The following is a 14,891-nucleotide window of genomic DNA, read 5'->3' as shown; positions in this document are numbered from 1 at the left end:
CCTCCCACCGCTGACATTGCCCCGGGCTAGTGGCCTGCCGGGGCGGCCAGCCACCGCTCCACCAGCCAGCGCCCCACCGAGTGGGCTGGGGGCAACTCCAGGCGCCCCGCCGCCGTCTCCGCGCGCACTTGGGCCCGCGAGTAGAAATCGGCGGCATCGATCTCTTGCCCGTCAACCTGCACGCGCGTCGTCGCGGCCTGGGCCGTGAATGCCAGCATCAACGCCCGTGGGAACGGCCAGGCCTGCGAGGCGGCGTAGGCGATCGCCTCGACCTCCAGCCCCACCTCCTCCCGTACCTCCCGCTGGACCGCCGTCTCCAGGCTTTCCCCCGCCTCCACGAAGCCCGCCACCACGCTGCGCCGGGCGGGAGCGAAACGACTGTTGTGGGCCAGCAGTAGCCGATCGGCGGCATCGGTGATGGCCACGATGATGGCCGGATCGATGCGGGGATAGATCTCCTGCCCGCACTGGTTGCATGTCCGCTGCCACCCGGTGGCATCCGCGCGGCAGTCCCCACCGCAGCGACCACAAAACCGGTGGGTGGTATGGAAGGCGGCCAGCGCCACCGCGGTGACCGCCGCGGCACTTGCGTCTGCCGTCAGCGCGTGGGCGATGCGTCGTAACCCCACCCAGTCCGTGGCTCCAGGCGGCAACGCCGCGGAGGCCGCCAGTTGGGCGAAGAGCGGTCCGCCCGGCCCGCGCCCCAGGTAGGTGGCCTGCTCCCCCGGCTCGTCCCACAGCACCCGCCCCGTGTCGTCGGCGGCCAACGTCCCGTCGTCGCCCACCCACAGCACCCGGGCCGCGGGATCTGCCGCTGCCGCCGCCCGGTCGGTTTCCCATTCGTGTGCGGGCGGCCGAACTAGGGCGCCGCGGGCCAGCTGCGGAAGAGAGTTCATCCCTTAACTCTACGCATCCCCTCCCGCAAGCCATTTCCAGGCGGCGTCTGCCAGTCGCGGTCGGCGGGCGGTGCCCATAATCTCCTCGGGACCACGAATCACTCACGACTCACCGCTGGAGGGTAAGGTGCGCAGAGGCAACTGGACTGCCAGCATCTTAGGGATCGTCTTGCTAGCGGCCTGCGTGCCTGCAGGCTCCGAGCAGACCGCCGAGTCCGCCGACACCCGCGTCGTGGTTCCTGACGCTGGCCCCACCCTGCCCTCTGCGCTCCTGAACGTCTTCCCGTTCCCGCAACACGTCTCCCCCACCGGGGTCACCGTCCCGCTGACGGGGCAGGTCACGATCGTGCGCGGGGCCCACGTTAGCGACCAGACGGTGGAGGACACCGTCGCGGCCGTCCGGGCCGCGGGCGGTACCCCCACCGTCCAGCTGGCAGCCGCGCCGCTGCCGTCAAGCAAGGGCAGTGTCATCCGTTTGCAGATCATCAACCTGACGGACTCCGCCCCCACGCCGCAACCGCATCCCTTCCCAGCCCACATGCCCGCCGAGGGCTACGTGCTGTCCTCCCAAACTGAGAACGACCATCCGACCCTCACCGTGGTGTCCCCCAGCCCCGCAGGCACCTACTACGGAGTGCAGACCCTGCGGCAGCTGGCGGCCGACGGACAAATCCCGGCGGTGCGGATCACCGATTGGCCGGGCCTACCGCTACGGGGCGTGGTGGAGGGCTTCTACGGGGTGCCGTGGTCCCACCCCGCCCGCCTGGACCTGCTGCGTTTCGCGGGGCGCCACAAGCTCAACACGTTCGTTTACGCCGCCAAGGACGACGACCTGCTGCGCGCCAGGTGGCGAGAGCCCTTCACGACCGCGCAGTTGGCCAAGTTCCGGGAACTGGTGGCGACCGCCGAGAGCCACCACGTGCGTTTCACCGTCGCCCTGTCCCCTGGCCTAGACCTGTGCTACACCAGTGCGGAGGACTACGCGGCTGCCCGCACCAAGCTGGCGCAGCTGCAAGACACCGGGGTCAAGTACTTCACCTTCGCCTTTGACGACGTCGAGCCGCAATTCCACTGCGAACACGATTCCGCCCGCTTCCCGGGGGATGCCGAGACCGCCCTCGCCCGGGCCCAGGCCGACTTCACCAACCGGCTCGTGGCTGATCTGTCACTGACCGGGGTAAGCGTGGTGCCTACCAAATATCACGGCACCGACCCGCACCCGTACAAGGACACGTTGGGGCGCGAACTGGCCACCGGCATCACCGTGCAGTGGACCGGCCCGGGCATCATTTCGGCCGCCATCACTGCCGCCGACGCACAGGCCGCCCGCGAGCAGTACCATGCCGCCCCGCTCGTAGTGTGGGACAACTACCCCGTCAACGACGGTGACCGTACCCGTCTCTTTCTCGGACCGTTGCCGCAGCGCGCTGCCGAGCTGGGCAACATTGTGACGGGCCTGACGGCCAATCCGATGATTCAGCCCTACGCCTCACAGGTGGCGCTGGCCGGGGTGGCGGACTATACCTGGAACCCGACGGGCTTCTCCGTGGAGGTTTCCTGGCGGGGCGTGTTGAACGAGCTGGCCGGCCCCAACTTGGATACCCGCCGGGCACTGCACGCCTTCGCTGACTCGGCGAGCGGCTGGCAACCCTACAGCCTCACCTCGGTGGAGGCGCCCACCTTAACGCGAGCGATCGCCCAATTCGAGCAGGGCGATGATGCCCCGCTGCGGGCCGAGCTGGAGCTGCTGGCGGCTCTACCCGCCGCCCTGGCCGACCTGCCGGACCGGGGTTTCGCCGCCGACGTCGCCCCGTGGGCGCAGGCCCTCAGCGCCCAGGCCCGCGGCACCCTGCACCTGCTGGCGGCCCGGGAGGCGGCCGCGCGCGATGACCGGCAGGAGGTGGCCCGGCAACTGGACGCCTGGTCGGTCACGCGGGCCGCCGCCGATTCACCGTCCGTGGCGGCCCTCGGCGGCGACGGCACGGTGCGCCAGGCGGCACTAGTGCCGGTGGTAGCCGACGGGCGCCTCCTGGAGCTGCAAGCCGATCTGCTGGCCGCGCTCGATTCCCAGTTCTCCTTGGAGGCAGCCCCGGCCCGCCACCCCTACCAGGCGCTGCCCACCACGACGCTAAACACCAACCCCGAGCTACCGCTCGCGCAGGCCGTGGACGGGCAGCAGGACACGGCCTGGCAGTCGGAAGCAGGAGCACGCGCCGACGACGCGCTGACCGTCGACCTCGGCAAAACCGCGCCGGTGGGGACCGTGGAACTCCACCAAGCGAGCGCGGACGACGAGCCGGGCGACATGTTCCACTACGCCGTCGTCGAGGCCTCCGCCGACGGCGAGAACTGGCAGGAGCTCGGGCGGGCGGAGGAAGCTGCCCGCATCTTTCTCCCGTTGGACGAGCCGGTGCCAGCCCGCTATGTGCGGGTGCGCGCCGCGCGCCCCAACCCGGGCGACAAGTGGGTCATGGTGCGTGAGTTCGTGGTGTGGCCGCCCAGTGCCGAGGTGGCGACGACACTGCCGAAAGCGGACGTCGGCAGCGAGGCCGGGGCAGATGGCAAGTTGGCCACCAGCTTCCTCCCCGCCCCTGCTCCCAGCGGCGGCACCTTCACGCGACAGGTACCATCCGGCTCCCCCAGGCAGTTGACAGTCGTGGCGGCCGGCGAGGGCCACGTGGAGGCCAAGGTGGCAGGCCAATGGCAGCCGCTGGGCGAAATCGACCAGCGGGGCAGCTGGCTGGAGCTGAAGGTGCCGCCCGCGGCCGACGCGGTGCGTCTGCGCTTCACGGGCTCGACCGCGCGCGTTCACGAAATGTCCTTCTCCGCCGCCGACTAGCCGCGGGCTGCCCGATCGACGGGGGCCGGGCGCTATCGCCGCGGCACCGACTGTCCCCCGCACGGGGCACGGCGATACCATCATGCCCTTGCTGCACCACCATGCCCTTGCTGCACCATCATGCCCTTAATGCGCCGATTTAAGGGCATGCTGGTGCGCTAAAGACATGATGGTGGCCTGCGTCGCCGCTCTATTCGGATCATTACGCCCTTCACCCTGACCGCTGCCGGTCAGCGGCAAGGGCTACTCCACGGAGTCGTCGTCTGCTTGGATGCGGGCTCGCCCTACCCCCGGCAGCTCTCCCTCATGGGTGATAAGCAGCTCGGAGTAGGCATCGCCCTCCACCTGGTTGCCGCGCAGCACCAACCCGGTGACGTCACCCACGATCTTGCTTTCGCCGTGCCGCCCCTTGGAGACCTCGGCTCCCACGTAGATGAGCGGGGTGGCGGGATTGGCGGGGGCGAACACGTTGTCGGTCACGCTGACCCCAGCCAGCGGACCGAAGCCCCCGCCGAAGTTCTGTGCCGAACCGTCCACCGGGCTCGGGATGGTGCCCTGCGACATATAGGTGTAGAGGTTGCGGTCCAGGCCGCTGACAGCGGACTGCCCGTCCCACACCGATTCGATGCCGACCACCGCGTGCCGGGCCCCACCGTTGACGGTATTGCCGGTGAAGCTGACATTGTGGGAATCGGTGCCGACGTACAGGATCCAGCTGGGTTGACTGTCGCCGGTGACGCTCACCGTGTTGCCAGTGAACGTGTTGTCATTGCTGCCCTGGTAGGCCTGTAGGAGGCCCTGGCCGCTGGCCCGCGAGGTGGCGACATTGTTGTCGCGCACCACGTTGTGGTCGGAGTTGTATGCCAGGTGCACCGAAGAGGAGATGGAGTCCCGCAGCTCGTTGTTCTCCACGACGTTGTAACTGCAGTTGTTCTGCAGCGAGATGTTGCGCATGTTCATCTCAATGTGATTGCCGGAGATGAGGGAGTGCTGGATCGCCGACATGCCGAGGCCGTAGTAGCCACCGGAGATGTGGTTGTCGGCCACCGTGAAACGACTAGCCTCGAACTTGCCCGGGACGACATCTCCCTCCGTGGTGTACCGGTCCCAGATGGGGCTGGAGCTGGAGGTGAAACGCGGGTCGTTTTCTGCCAGCGCCGCCGTGATGTAGATGGCGTTGGTGATGCCCTTGTTGTCCTTGTCGCCCGGGGTGGCCTCGATGGTGTTGCCCACGATTGCCACATCGGTGACCGGTCCGGAGGTCGCGACAAACTCGATTGCCCGATAGTCGACCCCGGTGATGTGCGAGTTTGTCACCGCCAAGTGGGTGACGTTGTGCCCGAGGACGCCGCGGGTGAACGGGGACGCCGACAGGTCTAAGCGCAGGTTGCTGATAGCCAGGCCATCGGTGTTGGTTTCCACGAGCACCGCCACATTGGGCTTGCTCTGCGTGCCGCCCCCCAACTGCACGGCGATACTCGCCCCGGCCCCGTCCAGGAACGAAACTGCGGCGGGAATCTTGACGGTCTTGTCGAAGGTGTAGGCAGCTTTGGGGCTCAGGCGTACCCCCAGCTCACGCTGGGCTGCCACCTGCAAAGCGGCGTTGACCGCGTCGGCGTTGTGTCCGGCCTCCGCGAAAGCCAGCACGGGTACCTCCCGCTCGAAACGCGCCCCGTAGCTGGCCCCGGCTACCTCGATGGACTTGTCGGCATCAGTCGCCTCCCGTACGAACAGCGCGTGCGCGGTGCCGTCGGAGACAACAATGTTGGCCTGCGGTGCGGTCAACGCCAAGGCCTCGCTGAGCGAGGAGACGACGGTGGCGTCGGCCTGCTTGACGTGGTGCGCGGCGAGAAACTCGTCCAAGCTCCAAGCGGCCGGAACACTTGGCACGTCGCGCGCCCCGGCATCGCCCACGGGGGCGGGGACGTTAACCCCAGGGGCGGGCTGCGCCTCCGCCTCCTGCCCGGCGGGATCGGTACCCTCCTCCACCGGGGCGGCGGTCGCCCGCTGCGCGGGGTCAGCGGTTTGCGACTGGGCTTGCGCCGTGGGGGCCACCTTGCCGCTCCCGACCGCGCCGATCGTGGGATCGGCGGTTACCACAACCGCCGGGTATACCTCTGCCTCCTGGCTCGGGCTGGCGCACCCGGCCATTGCTACGAGCCCCATGGTGCCGCCAATCGCCACCAACCCGCGCCAAACGTCACTGCGGTAACGCACTGTTTACCTTTCGCCATGAACTTCTGCGATGTCATTCCACTGACACCAGAAACGAAGATAGCTCACCGTTACCGAATCGCAACATACTTTTGCACCCCTGATTTGCCCCAATTCTGATCGGAACCTGGAAACCGCGCCCGTACTCCGGCGAGGCGGGGCAGCCAGGCTCCGGACAGTGAGACACTGACAGTTGCAGCACCGGCAGAAGGAGAGTTACGTGACCGAGCTGGAAACGGGCGCCCCCGCCCCCGACTTCACCTTGCCCACCGCTGGCGGTGGCACCGTCAGTTTGTCCGCGGAGCTGGCCAAGCACGCCAAGGGGGTGATCGTCTACTTCTATCCCAAGGCTTCCACCCCGGGATGCACGACGCAGGCCTGCGACTTCACCGATTCGTTCGCCGGTTTTGAGCAGGCCGGCTACGGCATCATCGGCGTCTCACCCGACAGCGTGGCAGCGCAAACTAAGTTCGCCGAGAAGTACGGGGCCCCGTTCCCGCTGGCGTGCGACGAAGACAAGGCGGTGGCCACCGCCTACGGCGCTTGGGGAGAAAAGGTGTCCTACGGACGCAAGCTGCTGGGCATCAAACGCTCGACCTTCGTGGTGGCGCCGGACGGCACCCTGACCTCGGTGGCTTACAACGTCAAGGCCACCGGGCATGTGGCCCGGCTGCGCACCCAACTGTCTATCTAGGAAGCTGATTTCGTGTCTGTAGCTAACGGGCGGGCAGATGGCCGCGCCTTCAACGAATTACGTCCCGTGAAGATCACCCGCAACTGGCTAGACCAGGCCGAGGGGAGCGTGCTGGTCGAGTTCGGCCGGACGCGGGTGCTGTGCGTCGCATCCTTTACCCCGGGAGTGCCGCGGTGGCGCACCGGTTCGGGAGAAGGCTGGGTGACCGCCGAGTACGCGATGCTGCCGCGCGCCACCACCACCCGCAGCCAGCGCGAGTCCGTTAAGGGCAAGATTGGCGGGCGCACCCACGAGATTTCCCGGTTGATCGGCCGCAGTCTGCGGGCTGTGGTGGACTTGGCCGCGCTCGGCGAGAACACGATCGTGCTGGACTGCGACGTGTTGCAGGCCGACGGTGGCACCCGCACCGCGGCAATCACGGGGGCCTACGTGGCGCTGGCCGACGCGATCGCGTGGGCCACCGCCCAGGGACACATCACCCCGCAGGCGGGCAAACCGGTGCTGCGCGACTCAGTGGCGGCCGTCTCGGTGGGCATAGTCGACGCGGTGGCGTGCCTGGACCTGCCGTACGTGGAGGACGTCGCCGCCGACACCGACATGAACGTGGTGGTCACCGGCTCTGGTGACTTCGTCGAGGTGCAGGGCACCGCGGAGGGGACCCCCTTCGCCCGCCACCAGCTGGACGAGCTGCTGGACCTCGCCGTGCACGGCACCGCCGAGCTGGCCAAGTTGCAGCGCGCGGCCCTGGAGGCCTTGTGACGGCGCGGCTGGTGCTGGCCAGCCACAACCAACACAAGCTGGCCGAACTACGCGAAATCCTGGTTCCGCTGGTGCCGGGATTGGTGCCCGAAGACATCGTCAGTGCCGCGGACCTCGCGCTGGCTGAGCCAGCGGAAACTGGTCTGACCTTCTCGGACAATGCGCTTTTGAAGGCACGCGCGGCCTGCCGGGCGGCGGGCATCGTGGCAATCGCCGACGACTCCGGGCTCAGCGTCGACATCCTCGGCGGCTGCCCCGGCATCTTCTCGGCTAGGTGGGCGGGCGGCGGCGGCGACAAAGCCAACCTGGAGCTGCTGCTGGCCCAACTGGCCGACATCGCCCCGCCGCACCGGGGCGCCCAGTTCGTGTGCGCCGCGGCGCTGGTGCACCCCGACGGGCGGGAACACGTCGAACTCGGCCAGGTGCGGGGGCAGCTGCTGACCGCCCCGCGCGGCACCGGCGGTTTCGGCTACGACCCGCTGTTCTTGCCCACCGGACACCAGCGCACCACGGCAGAGATGTCGCCCGCCGAGAAGAACGCCCTGTCCCACCGCGGGCGCGCACTGCGGGCCTTGGCCGCCACCGTGCAGGCCTGGCTCTGACGGCCGCCACTGGGCGGGCGGGGTTCGCCGTTTGCGGCAGAGCCCCGCCCGGACCTAAAACTCGTAGACGTCACCCGGCCGGGCCAAGGCCAGCGGGCCACTGTAGGAAGTGCGGGCCTCCGCCGCCGGCAATTCCCGGTTCGTCCACGGCTGGATGTGGGTGAGCACCAAGGCCTTAGCGCGCGCGTCGGTGGCCAGCTGCCCGGCACTGACCCCCGTCAAGTGCACGCCCCGATCGACCGCCTGCCCTTCCAGGAACGCGGCCTCACACAGGAACAGGTCGGCGTTGTAGGCGGCTTCCACCACGGTGTCACACCGGTCGGTGTCCCCCGAGTAGGTAAAGATCGCGGTGCCGTCGTGCAGGGCCGATGGGCCCTCCACGCGGATGGCGTAGGCCTCCACTGGATGCCAGGCCGGGAACGCGGTGATGACGAATGGCCCCACCTGCACCGGCACCCCCGGCCGCCACTCCCCCAAAATGAACTCCTCGGAGTAGTCCACGATGCCCGCATCTCCCGATACCCCCAGCATGCGGGGCGTCAGGTTCGACGGCCCGTAGAGCATGGTGCGCGGCAGGTGCCCATCCGGGTGCCACTTGCGGAACACCTGCTGCCCGATGATGTCCACCATGTGGTCCGCGTGGCAGTGCGACAAACCGATGAAGTCAATCGCTGACGGGTGCAAATACTTCATCAGGGCCCCGTTGGATCCCGGCCCCATATCCAGCACCAGCGAAAAAATCCGTCGGCTGCCACCCTCCGCCGGGCCCGGCGCCTGCAGCAGGTAGCACGACGCTGGATTGTCTGGGCCCGACATCGACCCCGACGAACCCACGATCGTCAGTCTCATTACTTGTCCCCCATTTCGGCCACGTTCAGCACATCTGGCCCCAAGAAACGCCGCGCCAACGTCAAAAATTGTTCCCGATTGCCGGTGGTCTCCCATCGGTGCGTGGGCGGGGTCGGGTTGTCCCGCTCCAGCCCGTGCGTCAACAACTGCCGGTAGACATCCTTGGCCGTCTCCTCTGCCGAGGAGACCAGCGAAATCTTGTCTCCCAACACGTACGAGATCACCCCCGTCAGCAGCGGATAGTGCGTGCACCCCAACACCAAAGTGTCCACGTCCTGCGCAACGATGGGCTGCAGGTAGTCGCGCGCCACCTCGATAAGTTCGCCGCCCGTCGTCGTCCCGCTCTCCACGAACTCCACGAAGCGGGGACAAGCCGCCTGCGTGATAAACAACTCCGGGGCAGCCGCAAACGCGTCAGGGTAGGCCTGGGAGGAGACCGTCGCTTGGGTCCCGATCACCCCAATCCGCCCGGTGCGGGTCGTGGCCACCGCCCGGCGTACCGCAGGCTTGATGACCTCCACCACCGGGATGCCTGCCCCGACGGCGTATCGTTCGCGCGCGTCGTGCAAGACTGCCGCCGACGCCGAATTGCAGGCGATCACCAGCAGCTTTACCCCCGCCGCCACCAGTCGATCCATGACTTTCAGAGCCAACTCCCGCACGTGCGCGATGGGTTTCGGGCCGTACGGGGCGTTGGCCGTGTCACCGATGTAGTGAATGGACTCGCCCGGCAATTGGTCAAGCACCGCCCGGGCCACCGTCAATCCGCCCACGCCGGAGTCAAAGATGCCTATAGGTGCGTCCTTCATACCTGGCACGCTATACGTTTGCTGGCAACTTCCCTAGAGAACTTGTGCGTGAGCCCTACCACGCCGCGGCCCCGCACGGAATCGCAACACAAAGCCCGTCAACCCCGCTAGGGTGCGCACATGGTTGATTCCACTGCCCTGCTCACGGATATGTATGAGCTGACGATGCTGAAAAGCTGCCTACGGGACGGCACCGCCCACCGGCGCAGCGTCTTTGAACTGTTCGGCCGCCGCCTGCCCGCCACCCGCCGCTACGGCGTAGTAGCCGGCACGGGCCGCATGCTAGATGCCCTGGACAGGTTCACCTTCGGGCCGCGCCAGATCGATTTTCTGGCCGGGCGCGGTTTCCTGGACGACGACACCCTGGACTACCTGCGCTCCTACCGGTTTAACGGCAACATCCGTGGCTACGCCGAAGGGGAATGCTACTTCCCCGGCTCGCCCCTGCTGGTGGTGGAAGGCACGTTCGCTGACGCCGTGCTGCTGGAGACCCTCCTGCTGTCCATCTACAACCACGACTGCGCAGTGGCCAGTGCCGCCTCCCGGATGACCACCGCCGCCCACGGTCGCCCGTGCCTCGACATGGGAGCCCGCCGGGCCCACGAACGCGCCGCAGTCTCGGCGGCCCGGGCCGCCGTCGTGGGCGGCTTCGAGGGCACCTCCAACCTGGAGGCTGGGCGCCGCTACGAGATCCCCACCATTGGTACGGCCGCCCACTCCTTCACCCTGCTCCACGACTCTGAGGAAGAGGCCTTCGCCGCCCAGATCGCGGCCCTCGGCCCGGGCACGACGCTCCTGGTGGACACCTACGACGTCGAACGCGGAGTCGAGCGGGCCGTCAAGGCCGCCCGGGCAGCGGGCGGCGAACTGGGGGCGGTGCGCCTGGACTCCGGTGACCTGGTAGCCCAGGCCATCAAGGTACGGCAACAACTCGATGCCATGGGGGCCACCGGCACCAAGATCACCGTCACCTCGGACCTGGACGAGTACGCCATTGCCGCCCTGGGGGCCGCACCGGTCGACTCCTACGGGGTGGGCACCCGCCTGGTGACCGGCTCGGGCGTGCCGACCGCCGCCCTGGTGTACAAGCTGGTGGCCCGGGAGGGCGACGACGGCGTCATGCAAGACGTCGCCAAGTTCTCGGGGGCGAAGAAGAGCGTCGGTGGGCAAAAGCTCGCCGGGCGCGTCAGCAGCGACGGCCGGGCCACCGAAGAGCTAGTGGTTACGTTCGACGACCGCGCCGCCGCCCAGCGGGTGCTGGCGGAGGCGGGGGCGCGGGCGCTGCACGTCGACCTCGTGGTCGGCGGGCAGATCGTGCAGGAGCACCGCGGGCCGGGAGCGTTGCGGGTGGCCGCCCAACGCCACAAGGCTTCGCGCGCCGAGCTCCCATACGACGGCTGGCGGCTGTCCGAGGGTGATCCCGCGATCCCCACGCGCCTAGTTGACCTGTCCGTCTCGCAGGCCACGCGCCGCTAAAGCACCGGTTGGTGGGGGCCCGGTGCCCCCGCCAAGCGCGCTCCGGTCTGCCCGGGTCGGCTAGTCCGCGTCCGCGGCCAACCGCACCAATTGGGCCTGGGCCGCCGCGTGCCCCTCGGCCGCCAGCTCGGCCAGCAACTCGCGAGCCTCCGCCACATCAGCGGCCACCGCTTGGGCCAGCAGCTCCACGGCCTGCGGCACCCGGCCCGTCAACTCGCACACTCCCGCCAGGTACACCAAGGCGTCTTGGTTGCCAGCCGCGATGGCGCGCCGGTAATGCTCCTCAGCGGCCGCCAGCTCGTCGTTCTCCACCGCCAAGGCCCCAAGCACCGCCCAGGCGTCTGGATCCCCTAACGCTGCGGCCCGCTCGTACCAGGAACGTGCCTGGTCACCTTGTCCCTGTTCATGCAACAAGGCCCCGTAGATCACCATTGCCTCGGCGTGGCCCGCGCGCGCAGCCCGGGCGTACCATTCCTGCGCCTGCGCCTCGTCCTCCTGCTGCTCGTAGCGCAGCGCTACCCGCAGCATTGCCACCGCGTCTCCCGCCAGGGCGGCCTCCATCAGCTCATCTTCCATCCGGCCAGCCTAGCGGCAGCGCCCCAATGGTCCAGCTTCAGCTTTTGCCTACGAACCAGCGCCGCAACATGTCAATGCGGGCCTGGATCTGCTCCGTCGTCGCCTTCGCCACTTCCGGGCCGCCACTGCGCCGCCGCAAGTCCGCGTGCACGTTGGCGTGCGGCTCCCCGCAGCGCCGCGCCCACGCGCTGACCAGGCTCTGCAGTTCCTTCCGTTTGGCGGCCCGCAGCCGGTGGTCTGAGATTCCCGAGTTGGCCTCCCGCAGCCCGGCCGCCGCCTGCTCCGCCTGCTGCTGGCGCACCTGCGTGGCCTGGTGCTCGCGCAGCATCGAAGTGACCTCGTCGAACTCCAGCAGGCCCGGAATCCCCAGATAGTTCGCCTCCGCCACCGAGCCCACCGCCGCCTGCGTCCCGAACTCGCCGCCCCCGAAGAGCACCCGGTCAAACGCGGCATCGGCATCCAACGCCTCGAACTGGCCAAACAGGTCATCGGAGGCCTGTTCGGTCTTGTTCGCCTCCGCTAAGGCCTGCTCCTCCTCCGTCGGGCCCTGCGCGGACTTGCCCCCGAGCACGTGGTCCCGCTCCACTTCCAAGGCCGCTGCCAACTCCAGGAGCGGCGCCACCGACGGCAAAAAGATCGAGGCCGTCTCGCCTCGGCGACGGGCCCGCACAAACCGCCCCACCGCCTGGGCGAAAAACATCGGTGTCGAGGTGGAAGTCGCATACACTCCCACCGCCAGCCGCGGAATGTCCACCCCCTCCGAGACCATGCGCACCGCCACCATCCACTTGTCAGTCGAGGCGGAGAACTTATCGATCAGCTCCGAAGCCCCCGCATCATCCGACAGCACGACGGTGGCGGCCTGCCCGGAGATGCTCTGCAACAGCTGGGCGTAGGCCCGCGCCGCCTTGTGGTCCGACGCGATAACCAGGCCTCCCGCGTCGGGCACCTGCCGCCGCACCTGCGTCAGGCGCTGCTCGGCGGCCTCCAGCACGGCGGTAATCCACTGCCCCGCCGGGTCCAACGCCGTGCGCCACGCCTGCGCGGTCAGCTCCTTCGTTAGCGGCTCCCCCAACTGGGCGGCATACTCGTCGCCCGCCCGCGTCCGCCACGCCATCTGCCCCGAGTAGGCCATGAACAACACCGGGCGCACCACCCCATCCCGCAGCGCGTCCGCGTACCCGTAGGTGTGGTCAGCGCGCGAGCGCTCCACGCCGTGCTCGTCCTTGAGGTAACGCACGAACGGGATCTTGGCGTCGTCAGACCGGAACGGGGTGCCCGTCAGCGACAGGCGGCGCTTGGCGCCTCCGAAGGCCTCGCCCATGCCCTCGCCCCAGCTCTTGGCGTCGCCACCGTGATGGATCTCGTCCAAGATGACCAACGTGTCGCGGGTCGTGGCCATGCGGCGATGCACCGCCGGATTGGTGGCCACCTGCGCGTAAGTCACCGCCACCCCGTGGAATTGGCTGCCCGCTTCCCCCTGCGCGTTACTGAACGCCGGGTCCAGGCGAATGCCCACCCGCGCCGCCGCGTCGGCCCACTGCGACTTTAAGTGTTCGGTGGGGCACACCACCGTCACCCGCCGCACATCCCCCCGCGACAGCAGCTCGGTGGCGATACGCAACGCGAAAGTCGTCTTGCCTGCCCCCGGCGTGGCCACCGCCAAAAAGTCGGACGGCATGGTCTGCAAATACTTAGACAGTGCCTCCGCCTGCCAGGCCCGCAGAGACGAGGCCGTGCCCCACGCGGCCCGCGCCGGGTAGGCGGGGGACAACTGTTCGGCCGCCGACGGCGAGGCACTCGCGGGCAGGGAAGAGCCCGGCCCGAAAAGAGTGGGTTGGTCGGCGGCACCCGCAGGTGCCCGGCTCACGACTCGCTGCCGCCGCGTCCAAACGGCCACCGCGGCCGCCGGGGTCCCGATCCGCCCGGGCCCTGCAAAAGCTCTTCCAGGATCTGTTTGCAAGTCGGGCAAACGGGGTACTTACTCGGGTCACGGCCCGGCACCCACACCTTGCCGCACAACGCCACCACGGGTGCCCCCGAGGCAGCGGCAGCCGTGAACCGGTCCTTACGCACGTAGTGGGCGAAGCGGTCGCGATCCCCCGGATCGGTCTCCGCCAGCGTTTCTTCCCGCTCCAGCACCCCCACGCTGGTGCCGGGGTCAGCAGATTCAGTGGAAAGAACAGGTACGTGCATGAGGACAAGCATAAGACTCTCGCCCCGCCCAAATGCAGCTGGGCAGGCGCGGGGAAATCTCACGCCTGCCCAGGAGCGGCGAGTGCGGCCAAACACAGGCAGGCACGCCGCCTCACCGCCTCGGCTATACGCTGCGGCCCGACGCGGCAGCGACCTCCCGGTAGTAGTCCGCCAGTTCGAGCTTCGAGCCAGCAGCCTCATCGACAATCACCAACGCATTGGGGTGGTGCTGCATGATGGTGGCGGGCCACTTGGCGCTGACCGGCCCCTCCACCAGTTGGCGGATAGCTTCGGCCTTGCCCTCACCTTGCGCCACCAGCACCAGCTGCCGGGCCGCCATGATGGTGGCCAGCCCCTGGGTCAGGCAGTGGGTGGGCACCTTCGCCAGGTCGCCGTCAAAGAAACGAGCGTTATCCTCGCGGGTCTGCTGGGTGAGCACCCCCAGGTGGGTGCGGGAAGCCAACGACCCCCCCGGCTCATTGAAGGCAATATGCCCATCGGAGCCAATGCCGAGAATCTGCAAGTCCACCCCGCCGACGGCCGCGATCTTGGCCTCATACTCGGCGCAGGCGGCCTGCAGGTCGCTGGCGTTGCCGTCCGGGCCGTGCACCGCTTCCGGCCGCAGATCGACCTGGGAGGCGATCTCCGTGTCGATCACGTTGCGGTAGCGCTCCGGGTGCGCCGGGTCGATACCAACGTACTCGTCGAGCATGAACGCGGTGGCCGCCGCGAAGGACAGGGTGCCGGCCTGGTAGCGCTTAATCAGCTCGGCGTAGGTGGACAACGGGGACGATCCGGTCGCCAGGCCGATAACAGCGTCAGGCTTGGCGGTCAGGACACGCTGGTATTCGTCCGCGGCGAGCTTGCCGATGGTGGCGTCGTCCTTCACGATCAAAACGTCCACGACGTTACTCCTCTTCGTTGAAGTGTAGGAATCTTCCTGGTCTCGCCTCACCCTAGCCCATTGGTGAGGCCGGGCCG

General features: G+C 68.4%; 13 protein-coding genes. 5 read left to right on the top strand and 8 right to left on the bottom strand.

The features are described 5' to 3' along the window. Positions 1–26 precede the first annotated feature (26 nt). On the bottom strand, positions 27–896 hold the full coding sequence (gene nudC, locus BSZ40_RS05935) for an NAD(+) diphosphatase (protein ID WP_073824249.1): 870 nt from the start codon (positions 894–896) through the stop codon (positions 27–29). 127 nt (positions 897–1,023) lie between these two features. Here nudC and BSZ40_RS05930 point away from each other — a divergent pair, with 127 nt between their 5' ends. Continuing rightward, positions 1,024–3,735 (top strand): glycoside hydrolase family 84 protein, encoded by a 2,712-nt coding sequence (locus tag BSZ40_RS05930; RefSeq protein WP_073824247.1) that lies wholly within the window; start codon positions 1,024–1,026, stop codon positions 3,733–3,735. Positions 3,736–3,978: 243 nt separating this feature from the next. Here BSZ40_RS05930 and BSZ40_RS05925 read toward each other — a convergent pair whose 3' ends face one another. Next, positions 3,979–5,952, bottom strand: coding sequence for a right-handed parallel beta-helix repeat-containing protein (locus tag BSZ40_RS05925; RefSeq protein WP_073824245.1), 1,974 nt, complete (start codon positions 5,950–5,952; stop codon positions 3,979–3,981). Positions 5,953–6,169: 217 nt separating this feature from the next. Between BSZ40_RS05925 and BSZ40_RS05920 the strand changes: the two genes are divergently transcribed. The 3 genes from BSZ40_RS05920 to rdgB are packed head-to-tail and all read left to right on the top strand — an operon-like array spanning position 6,170 to position 8,004. Beyond that, a complete protein-coding gene (locus tag BSZ40_RS05920; RefSeq protein ID WP_073824243.1) occupies positions 6,170–6,643 on the top strand; it encodes a peroxiredoxin in 474 nt (157 codons plus the stop codon). 12 nt (positions 6,644–6,655) lie between these two features. Beyond that, positions 6,656–7,402: a ribonuclease PH gene (rph, locus tag BSZ40_RS05915; protein WP_073824241.1), complete on the top strand. Its 747-nt coding sequence runs from the start codon at positions 6,656–6,658 to the stop codon at positions 7,400–7,402. Further along, complete coding sequence (gene rdgB / locus BSZ40_RS05910; protein WP_073824240.1) at positions 7,399–8,004, top strand: RdgB/HAM1 family non-canonical purine NTP pyrophosphatase; 606 nt, start codon at positions 7,399–7,401, stop codon at positions 8,002–8,004. Before rph ends, rdgB begins: the two co-directional genes overlap by 4 nt. A 54-nt stretch (positions 8,005–8,058) precedes the next feature. On the opposite strand, the gene BSZ40_RS05905 is transcribed toward rdgB, so the two are convergent. Then, on the bottom strand, positions 8,059–8,853 hold the full coding sequence (locus BSZ40_RS05905) for an MBL fold metallo-hydrolase (protein ID WP_073824238.1): 795 nt from the start codon (positions 8,851–8,853) through the stop codon (positions 8,059–8,061). Continuing rightward, positions 8,853–9,662 carry a glutamate racemase gene (murI, locus tag BSZ40_RS05900; protein WP_073824237.1) on the bottom strand — a complete coding sequence of 270 codons (810 nt, stop codon included), beginning with the start codon at positions 9,660–9,662 and terminating at the stop codon, positions 8,853–8,855. Before murI ends, BSZ40_RS05905 begins: the two co-directional genes overlap by 1 nt. Before the next feature lie 120 nt (positions 9,663–9,782). On the opposite strand from murI, the gene BSZ40_RS05895 reads away from it, so the two are divergent. Then, the gene (locus tag BSZ40_RS05895) at positions 9,783–11,138 is read left to right on the top strand and encodes a nicotinate phosphoribosyltransferase (RefSeq protein WP_073824236.1); all 1,356 of its coding nucleotides are present in this window, start codon (positions 9,783–9,785) and stop codon (positions 11,136–11,138) included. A gap of 60 nt (positions 11,139–11,198) precedes the next feature. On the opposite strand, the gene BSZ40_RS05890 is transcribed toward BSZ40_RS05895, so the two are convergent. The 4 genes from BSZ40_RS05890 to nagB form a co-directional block, all read right to left on the bottom strand. Further along, positions 11,199–11,714, bottom strand: a complete 516-nt coding sequence (locus BSZ40_RS05890) for a tetratricopeptide repeat protein (protein WP_073824234.1) — start codon at positions 11,712–11,714, stop codon at positions 11,199–11,201. Between the two features lie 37 nt (positions 11,715–11,751). After that, positions 11,752–13,584 (bottom strand): DEAD/DEAH box helicase, encoded by a 1,833-nt coding sequence (locus tag BSZ40_RS05885; RefSeq protein WP_425425640.1) that lies wholly within the window; start codon positions 13,582–13,584, stop codon positions 11,752–11,754. Further along, the gene (locus BSZ40_RS05880; RefSeq protein WP_073824414.1) at positions 13,581–13,910 is read right to left on the bottom strand and encodes a DUF3039 domain-containing protein; all 330 of its coding nucleotides are present in this window, start codon (positions 13,908–13,910) and stop codon (positions 13,581–13,583) included. Before BSZ40_RS05880 ends, BSZ40_RS05885 begins: the two co-directional genes overlap by 4 nt. Before the next feature lie 124 nt (positions 13,911–14,034). Next, positions 14,035–14,814, bottom strand: coding sequence for a glucosamine-6-phosphate deaminase (gene nagB / locus BSZ40_RS05875; protein ID WP_073824232.1), 780 nt, complete (start codon positions 14,812–14,814; stop codon positions 14,035–14,037). Positions 14,815–14,891 lie beyond the last annotated feature (77 nt).

Origin of the sequence: Buchananella hordeovulneris (genome assembly GCF_001907235.1) — a bacterium.
GTDB classification, from domain to species: Bacteria; Actinomycetota; Actinomycetes; order Actinomycetales; family Actinomycetaceae; genus Buchananella; species Buchananella hordeovulneris.
Note: the sequence above shows the minus strand (reverse complement) of the source record. Positions and strands in the feature narration are given on the sequence as shown.